This window comes from Streptococcus sp. SG2 (assembly GCF_030439925.1).
Taxonomy (GTDB): Bacteria; Bacillota; Bacilli; order Lactobacillales; family Streptococcaceae; genus Streptococcus; species Streptococcus gordonii.
Genome location: NZ_JAQFJD010000006.1, coordinates 73,545 through 82,258, shown reverse-complemented (window position 1 = coordinate 82,258; position 8,714 = coordinate 73,545). Strand labels below are relative to the sequence as shown.

The following is an 8,714-nucleotide window of genomic DNA, read 5'->3' as shown; positions in this document are numbered from 1 at the left end:
TCGACTCCTCTAGGGTGCATATAGTGATAGGAGATATTCGATCACGACGGGAAGTAGCTCAGCTTGGTAGAGTACTTGGTTTGGGACCAAGGTGTCGCAGGTTCGAATCCTGTCTTCCCGATTGTATTTAATTTGGGCTAACTTATGGTTTAGTTTTTTATTTTTAAAAAAAGTCAATTGAAGAAACTTCAATTGACTTTTTTCATAATAGATTTGTTTATTACATGATTGAGTATTCATCTGCTAACATAATAGTTTCTTTTCCATTATTATCTGTAATGTAGATAGTTCGAGGATAGAATGGATTGAATTTATATGTGAAATCGAAGGAGATCAGTGTATCAAGATGAGCTTCAGAAAATCGATAAGTTAGTTTTCCATTATTATTAAGAAGTTCGAATTGGATGAGATTTTCTAGTGGAAATGTATCTTTTAGGAAGTTATCAATAATGTACCAAAATGTATCAATGACTTCATCTGGTAAACTAGTAACTATTCCAAAACTAGCATATCGTCCTTTAGTGTTGGTAAATGCCATATTAACTGCTCCTTTCGTAAATTGTTTTCTTTATGATACTGAAAAATTGCTTAGATTGCAAGAAATTGCTTTTCATTTTTGGAAAACAAAAAGAGCATGAGCTCTTTTGACAACTTTAGCGATTCTTTAGTTCAATATAGCGTTTGTACCAAATGTTAACATAAGCTTGCGAAAATGGTCCACGTTCTTGGTTGATCCAATCAACAAGAATTTTTACATTTTCCTTTAGAATATAATCTAAGTCACTTGAATAATTCATTTTTTTCTTATGGCGTTCGTATTCTTCTACATCTAGCAGGCGTTTTTCTCCGTCAGCAAAGACTTTTACATCTAGGTCGTAGTCAATGTATTTTAAAGCCTCGCTATCGAGATAGTAGGGGCTGGCTAGATTGCAGTAATAAGATGTGCCATTTTCTCGAATCATTGCAATGATATTAAACCAATATTTCCTATGAAAATACACGATTGCTGGTTCACGAGTCACCCAGCGTCGTCCGTCACTCTCCGTAACAAGAGTATGGTCATTTACCCCAATAATCGCATTTTCTGTTGTTTTTAGTACCATGGTGTCGCGCCATGTACGGTGCAAGCTACCATCATGCTTATAACTTTGAATTGTAATAAAGTCGCCTTCTTTTGGAAGTCTCATTTTTTACCAACTTTCTACAATTTTTAAAGTTTATCACTAATTATTGTATCATATTTTCATGAATAATTCTAAGTTTTTTCCTAAAATTTTTAGAAATAATCTCTCAGAGCGCTAGCAATGTCAGAGAAATCATAGCCTTTGCGAGCTAGTGCTTGGGTCAGACGCTGTTTTAAGTCATAGCCGTCGTACTTTTTTGAGTACTTGAGGTATTGCTTGTCTAACTCTTTATAGAGTAGCTCTTCTTGGTTCTCTTGGTCTTCTTCGATGTCCAAATGCTGATAGGCGGTTTTGGCTTGGCTATATGAAAAACCTTTGTTTATCAAGGATTGAAGAATTTTTTCTTGTAGGGCCTTGCTGGGCAGTTTTCCCTGGTATTTTTTGAGCAGCTTTTGGGCAACCTTGTCTGTTAATTCAGTGAAATCAAACTGGCTCAATTCTTCTTTTATGATAGTGCTAGAAATTCCTTTTTGCGTGAGCTTTTGTTTGAGAACAAAAGCGCCTTTGTCACCAGTGAGAAGGTTGGATTGGATAAAAGAATTAGCATACTTTCTATCATTAATCCAATTATCTTTTCTTAGATTGTCCAAGACCTGGCTGATGGTTTCCGGTTGGATGTCGTGCTGCGTTAAGTAGTCTTTAACTTCCTTAGTAGTTCTTTGCTTAAGGGAGAGATGGTAGAGGGCTAGGTTTTTGCCATAGGAAAATTGGGCATAGTCTTGAATTTTTTTTAGCTCTTGCTCTGTGATTTCCATTCCTTTAGACAGCATGAATCGGACGATGGTGTCTTCTGTAATATAGAGCTTTTCACTGTCGTCCAACTCCAAGAGGTAGAGTCTTTTTTTCTTTTCGATTTTTGTGATTTTCATAGGGGATTTTGGTAGAATCCTTTCTTCTAGCTAAATGCTTCAAAGGCAGCTATCAAGCGCAGTTTGTCTGTATCAACATCCTTCCTGCCATAGTAGTCAAGAAAGAGCTCTGCATATTGACGGTCAGATAAATTATAAGTAAGAGACCAGATGGCCCAGTAAAGGTCAATGTGGCGATCGCTAAGACCAGCGAGACCAAGGTCAATAAAGCAAGAGAAGGTTGTTGCGTCTTTCAGGATGAAATTAGGCAAGCAGGCATCTCCATGAATCAGGGCGTCCGTCGTCAATAGGTGTCCCTGTTCTTGGATAAGCTGGTAGGCTTTCTCACGGCTTTGGATATGAAATTGAGGCAGCAAGGCTTTTTGATAAAAGTAGCCTTTCCGATAATTTTCCTCTGCTTGCTCTTTATAATGTTGGAGGCGATGCTGGATTGGGAAATGCTGGGGTTGGAGGCTGTGAAGTTTTTTGAATGTGACAGCCATCGTTTGGCAAAGTTCTTCTGGCTGTTGGAGAAAGGCTAGGGCGTCCTTGCCCTCGGCTCCTTTAGTCAGCAGGTAGTCTTTATCTGCTGTCAGGTAGTGAATGACAGGTACACCGAGTCCTTGTTCTTCAAACCATTTGGCAAGTGTGGCTTCTTGGGCTAACTGGCCTTTTTGGTCGATTTTCAAATAATAGCCCGTATCAGCATAGAAAACACTGGCTGCAGAATGTGAGGAGCTGTCGTAAAAATTGGCTCTCTCTAGATAAGTTCGTATTTGCTCAGGGAAATGGTCTAGTGGAAGGGATATTTTTTCTGATTTCATACTTTTATTGTAACATATTCTCAACTAATGAGAGGCAGCATGGTATAATAGAATCATGAATGTGAAAGTGAAACAAAGAATCCCTTTGAAAATTAAGAAAATGGGGATTAATGGTGAAGGGATTGGATTTTATAAGAAAACGCTGGTCTTTGTGCCAGGGGCTTTGAAAGGTGAGGAAGTTTACTGTCAGGTGACTAGAGTTCAGCGTAATTTCATCGAGGCCAAGCTCTTGACCATCAACAAGCGGTCGAAATTTCGGGTGGAAGCGCCTTGTGAGATTTATGATAGCTGCGGGGGCTGTCAAATCATGCACCTCCACTATGACAAGCAGTTGGAGTTTAAGGAAGATTTGCTGCGTCAGGCCTTGAAAAAATTTGCGCCAGCTGGTTATGAAAACTATGAGATTCGTCCGACTATTGGTATGCAGGAGCCACTCTATTATCGGGCTAAACTGCAGTTTCAGACTCGGAAATATAAGGATGAGGTCAAGTCGGGGCTTTATGCCCAGAATTCCCACTATCTGGTCTCGCTGAAAAACTGTCTGGTTCAGGACAAGGTGACGCAACAGATTATCAATAAGGTGGCTCGGCTTTTAAGTAAGTATAGGCTGCCTATCTATGATGAGAGAAAGACTGCTGGAGTACGTACGGTCATGATTCGCAGATCCAGAAAGACGGGTCAGGTGCAGATGATTTTTGTGACGGGGCGTAAGCTGGACTTTTCTCCAGTCGTTCAAGATCTGGTAGCTGAATTTCCAGAGTTGAAGACAGTGGCGGTCAATTATCATACGAGCAAGTCCAGTGAGATTTATGGGGATAAGACAGAGATTATCTGGGGCGAGGAGGCTATCCAAGAAGGGGTGCTGGACTATGAGTTCTCCCTGTCGCCTCGGGCTTTCTATCAGCTCAATCCTGAGCAGACAGAGGTGCTCTACGGGGAGGCGGTTAAGGCACTGGATGTGACGAAAGAAGACCATTTGATTGATGCTTATTGCGGAGTGGGGACCATCGGCTTTGCCTTTGCTAAAAGGGTCAAGTCTCTGAGAGGTATGGACATCATCCCTGAGGCCATTGAAGACGCCAAGCGTAATGCGAAACGCATGGGCTTTGACAATACACTCTACGAGGCTGGAACGGCAGAGGAGATTATTCCTCGCTGGTATACTGAGGGTTATCGGGCGAATGCCTTGATTGTCGATCCGCCGCGAACAGGTCTGGACGATAAGCTGCTGGAGACGATTGTCCGCTATGCACCTGAAAAGATGGTCTACGTTTCCTGCAATGTCTCAACTCTGGCTCGGGATTTAGTCAAGCTCTCTCAGGTCTACGATGTCCACTACATCCAGTCGGTTGATATGTTTCCGCATACCGCTCGGACCGAGGCAGTGGTGAAATTGTCCAAGAGGGAAAGCTCTCGTTCGAGTTAATTAGAAACGGCTTGTAAGACTTGACAAAATCATTCTAAAAAGGACTTAGTTCTCTTGTAATACAGAGCTAAGTCTTTTCTTTTGTCAAAATTGCAATGGTTTTATAGGGATTCGACCTTAGCCTAATCAATTAGTCACAAAAAGAGAACACTCGTTAAGTGTTCTCCAATAGCAATCAGTTATATTAGAATAAGCCAAAGACTAGGACTGCAAGGACGGCACCAATAATTGGTCCGACAACTGGAATCCAAGCATAGCTCCAATCGCCATTTCCTTTGTTTGGAATGGGAAGGAGACTGTGCATGATGCGAGGTCCTAAGTCACGAGCCGGGTTGAGGGCATAGCCAGTTGTTCCACCGAGTGATAGACCAATCCCGATAATCAATGTTCCGACTGCAAAAGTGCCAATGCCTGCTTGCAGCTTATAAAGTCCTAGAGCGAAGATAGTCAGCACAAGGACAAAAGTTCCAAGGATTTCGCTAATCAGGTTAGAGAAGGTATCTTTGATAGCTGGGCCTGTGCTGAATGTACCCAAGATGTTAGCCGGATTTTCTTCAGAGAGATAGTGAGGTTTGAATTGTAGGAAGACAAGGAACTGTCCGACCATAGCACCTGCAAACTGAGCGAGGATGTAAGGAAGAACAGATGCCCAAGGCAAATCACCTTTCAGAGCTACTCCGATAGTTAGGGCAGGATTCAGATGGGCTGGGCCAAGGTTGCCGGATACAAAAGCAGCGATGGCAACGGCAATCCCCCATCCCATGGTAATCACAATCCAACCTGAATTGTGACTCTTGGTTTTGGGAAGAACTACACCTGCAACGACGCCATTTCCCAGAAGGAGCAAGAGCAGTGTTCCTAAAAATTCGCCAAATATTTCTTTCATAATCTATATTACTCCATTTAAAAGAAGGGGTGGCAGACAGTTCTTGGTCTACCGCCTCTTCTCGTATTTTCTATTTTTTTAATTCTTCTAAATCGTTATTTGCAAGGGCAGCTTGAACATCATTTCGATAAGCTGCTTTTTCATCTTCTGTCCAGTCGTAGAATCGTCCCATTTCATCCAGAACAGGCTCTACAATAGCATCTAAACTATCTCGCATAAAGAGAATGTGATTTGTCCGGCGAAGCAGGAAGTCAACTGGGCTGAGTGCTAATTCGTTACGCATAGCATAATGCAGTGACAAGGTATCTGCCAGACTGAGACCTGGTGCTTGCTCAATGCTGTGTGCGAGGGCATAGACTTTAGGAGCATTTGATCCGTAAAGGTTTGCAAGATAGAAGGCTTCTTTGCTGTCTAAGCCGCGTGAGATACCAAGTTGAGCAAAAGCTTCGATTTCGGAATCCACATTTGCTGGATTGAGCTCTCCGCCTGAAACAGGGTAAGTCTTAGAGTTGATGAGCTTGAAGCTGCGGTCAAATTCTGCTCTGAGGATGTCAACGACACGCTCCATAGCACCTTCCGCCATCTTACGATAGTCTGTGATTTTACCGCCAGCAAGAGTCAAGAGACCATTGTTATCACGTTCCAGGCTGGAACCACGTGAAACTGCAGATGGGTCCAAGTGTTTTTCAGAAGTGCTGCTTTCGAGTTTGGTAACAGCCGCTTCGACATCCTCACGGGATTTTTCTTTAGCCAGGTAGCTTTCAACGGTCGCAATCAATGCATTGAAGCTTTCGTCGCTGATGGTACCGTTGTTTCCGCCATTGTAGTCAGAAGCACTGTTTCCTGCAATCAGAGGACGCAGACCTGCCCAGCTGCTTTCGATGTCATCAATCGTGATGTTGGCTTCTGGGAAGCGATTGTTGACAATGCCCAAGAGGTAATCTACATCTTCTTGTGTTACTTTTGGATGCTCCAGGTCACCAGTGTAGTCAGTGTCAGTCGTACCAAAGTAAGTCTTGTTTTCACGTGGAAGGACAAAGACCATCCGACCGTCTCCCAAGCCTGTATCAAAGTAGACTGGCTGAGAAACCTTGATCTTGCTAGAGTCAACTACCAAGTGGACACCCTTGGTTGGACGCATTTGAGAATATTTCTCACCGTCATTTGACAGATTGCGTACCTTGTCGCTCCAAGGTCCAGTTGTGTTGATGACCAAGCGAGCCTTGATTTCAAAGACTTCATCCGTCAAGAGGTCACGCGCAACAACGCCTGTAATCTTTCCAGAATCGTCAAAGAGGAAGCCTTCTGCCTTGACATGGTTGGCAATCAGAGCGCCGTCTTGGTTGGCTCGTTTGATATTTTCAATCACGAGGCGAGCGTCGTTGTTGCGGAAGTCAAGATAGACACCGCCACCAACCAGACCTTCCTTCTTGAGTTCAGGTTCCCGTTCTAAGACTTCTTCCTTGCTCAAGACCTTGTTGGCAGCAGGAGTGTTGTTGACACCGGCCAAGAGGTCATAGAGGTCCATAGCCACTTTCAGACGGAAGAGGCTAAAGGTAGCGCCTTCTTCTTCATAAACAGGAAGCAACATAGGATCTGGTTTTGGAATATGGGGGGCAATTTGCTGGACCACAGCACGCTCAGAAACTGTATCTGAGACCACCTCTACGTCGAATTGCTTGAGGTAACGAAGGCCACCATGGACCAATTTGGTAGAGCGGCTAGAAGTCCCTTCGGCAAAGTCCTGCATTTCAATCAGACCGGTCTCCAGGCCACTTGCAGCTGCTTGCAAGGCTACACCAGCCCCTGTAATCCCCCCACCAATAATCAGGAGGTCCAAGGTGCGTTCCTGCATTTTTTTAATCGATAATTCACGTGTTTTCTTTGAAAATTCCATATTTACACACTTTCTAATTAAGTCGCGTTATTCTTTCAGTATTAGTCGTCGATTTCTGCAAAGACTTGAGTTGCTTTAACGGCTTTTTTCCATCCTTTGTAGAGCTGTTCCTTGCGAGATTCATTCATAGACGGCTCAAAGAGTTCTCCAGTTTCATTGAGAGTACGGAGTTCGTCTAAGTCTTTCCAGTAGCCTACTGACAGACCTGCCAAGAAGGCTGCACCGAGAGCAGTTGTTTCTAAGTTTTTAGCACGGGCAATATCGATTCCTAAAATGTCAGCCTGGAACTGCATGAGGAAGTTGTTCATAGCAGCACCGCCGTCGACTTTGAGGACTTGAATAGCAGTCTTGGCATCCACCTGCATGGTATCAATGATGTCGCGTACTTGGTAAGCGATGGATTGCAGGGTAGCCTTGATAAAGTCTTCCTTGCTGGTTCCTCGAGTCAAGCCAAAGACAGATCCACGTGCATTTTGATCCCAGTAGGGAGCGCCCAGACCTGTAAAGGCAGGTACGACATAGACTTCGTCATTGTTGTGAGAATCGAGGGCATATTTTTCAGATTCTGGTGAATTTTCAACCATCCGAAGGCCATCGCGCAGCCATTGAATAGCACTTCCGGCAATGAAGATAGAACCTTCTAAAGCATAGTAAACTTTACCATTAATTCCATAGCCAATGGTTGTCAAGAGGTTGTTTTCAGACAGCTGCATCTCTTCACCAGTGTTCATGATGATGAAGGAACCAGTTCCATAAGTATTCTTGACCATGCCAGGCTCAAAAGCTAACTGTCCAAAGAGCGCTGCCTGCTGGTCACCAGCCATACCAGAGATTGGAACTTCTCCACCGTAGAAATGGAATGGAGCAGTCTTACCATAAATTTCTGAGTTAGAACGAACTTCTGGAAGCATGGCCTTTGGAATGTTGAGAATTTCCAAAATCTCATCGTCCCACTTGAGTTCCTTGATGTTATAGAGCATGGTACGGGCTGCATTTGAGTAGTCGGTCACGTGAGAAGCACCGTCAGTTAATTTCCAAACCAGCCAAGTATCAATAGTACCAAAGAGCAATTCCCCCTTTTCAGCTCTTTCTTGCGCTCCCTCAACATGGTCCAAAATCCAGCGAACCTTGGTAGCAGAGAAATAAGCATCAATGATCAAACCAGTCTTTTCATGGAATTTTTCCACATAGCCTTGGCTTTTCAGCTGTTCAGCCAGAGGAGCTGTCTGACGAGACTGCCAAACGATAGCATTATAGATAGGAAGTCCTGTATTCTTATCCCAGACGACAGTTGTCTCACGCTGGTTGGTGATTCCGATGGCTTCGATTTGGTTGGGTTTGACTCCACTTTCGATGAAGGCACCTGCAATAACTGATTGAACAGAGTTCCAAATTTCATTGGCATTGTGCTCAACCCATCCAGCTTGAGGGAAAATCTGAGTAAATTCTTTTTGACTGGAGCTAACTTTTTCTCCTTTTTTGTTAAAGATGATGGCGCGGGAACTAGTAGTTCCTTGGTCGATAGCCATGATGTATTTTTCTTGTGACATGAACTGTCCTCCTGGTAAAAATCTTGAGGATGTTTCCTCTACAGTAACTAGTATATAAAATAAAACGCTTTCTTTTTCATCAACTTTTTTTAAATTTTA

General features: G+C 43.3%; 8 protein-coding genes and 1 tRNA gene. 2 read left to right on the top strand and 7 right to left on the bottom strand.

All coding sequences use genetic code 11. The annotated features are described in order from the left end of the window. Positions 1-47: 47 nt before the first annotated feature. Positions 48-121, top strand: a tRNA-Pro gene (locus tag PCY09_RS10145). Positions 122-220: 99 nt separating this feature from the next. Here PCY09_RS10145 and PCY09_RS10140 read toward each other — a convergent pair. The 4 genes from PCY09_RS10140 to PCY09_RS10125 form a co-directional block, all read right to left on the bottom strand. Then, positions 221-538, bottom strand: a complete 318-nt coding sequence (locus PCY09_RS10140; protein WP_008809152.1) for a DUF960 domain-containing protein — start codon at positions 536-538, stop codon at positions 221-223. A gap of 115 nt (positions 539-653) precedes the next feature. Further along, positions 654-1,187: a DUF402 domain-containing protein gene (locus PCY09_RS10135; protein ID WP_008809151.1), complete on the bottom strand. Its 534-nt coding sequence runs from the start codon at positions 1,185-1,187 to the stop codon at positions 654-656. 89 nt (positions 1,188-1,276) lie between these two features. Next, the gene (recX, locus tag PCY09_RS10130; RefSeq protein ID WP_125397320.1) at positions 1,277-2,053 is read right to left on the bottom strand and encodes a recombination regulator RecX; all 777 of its coding nucleotides are present in this window, start codon (positions 2,051-2,053) and stop codon (positions 1,277-1,279) included. A gap of 26 nt (positions 2,054-2,079) precedes the next feature. Next, on the bottom strand, positions 2,080-2,856 hold the full coding sequence (locus PCY09_RS10125) for an aminoglycoside 3'-phosphotransferase (protein WP_125397321.1): 777 nt from the start codon (positions 2,854-2,856) through the stop codon (positions 2,080-2,082). Between the two features lie 55 nt (positions 2,857-2,911). Between PCY09_RS10125 and rlmD the strand changes: the two genes are divergently transcribed. Beyond that, positions 2,912-4,282, top strand: a complete 1,371-nt coding sequence (gene rlmD, locus PCY09_RS10120) for a 23S rRNA (uracil(1939)-C(5))-methyltransferase RlmD (protein WP_125397322.1) — start codon at positions 2,912-2,914, stop codon at positions 4,280-4,282. A gap of 184 nt (positions 4,283-4,466) precedes the next feature. Here rlmD and PCY09_RS10115 read toward each other — a convergent pair whose 3' ends face one another. The 3 genes from PCY09_RS10115 to glpK form a co-directional block, all read right to left on the bottom strand. Then, complete coding sequence (locus tag PCY09_RS10115) at positions 4,467-5,171, bottom strand: MIP/aquaporin family protein (protein WP_125397323.1); 705 nt, start codon at positions 5,169-5,171, stop codon at positions 4,467-4,469. 67 nt (positions 5,172-5,238) lie between these two features. After that, entirely contained in the window at positions 5,239-7,065 is a 1,827-nt protein-coding gene (glpO, locus tag PCY09_RS10110) for a type 1 glycerol-3-phosphate oxidase (RefSeq protein WP_125397324.1), read from the bottom strand. Positions 7,066-7,106: 41 nt separating this feature from the next. Next, entirely contained in the window at positions 7,107-8,615 is a 1,509-nt protein-coding gene (glpK, locus tag PCY09_RS10105) for a glycerol kinase GlpK (protein WP_002920521.1), read from the bottom strand. Positions 8,616-8,714: the final 99 nt, after the last annotated feature.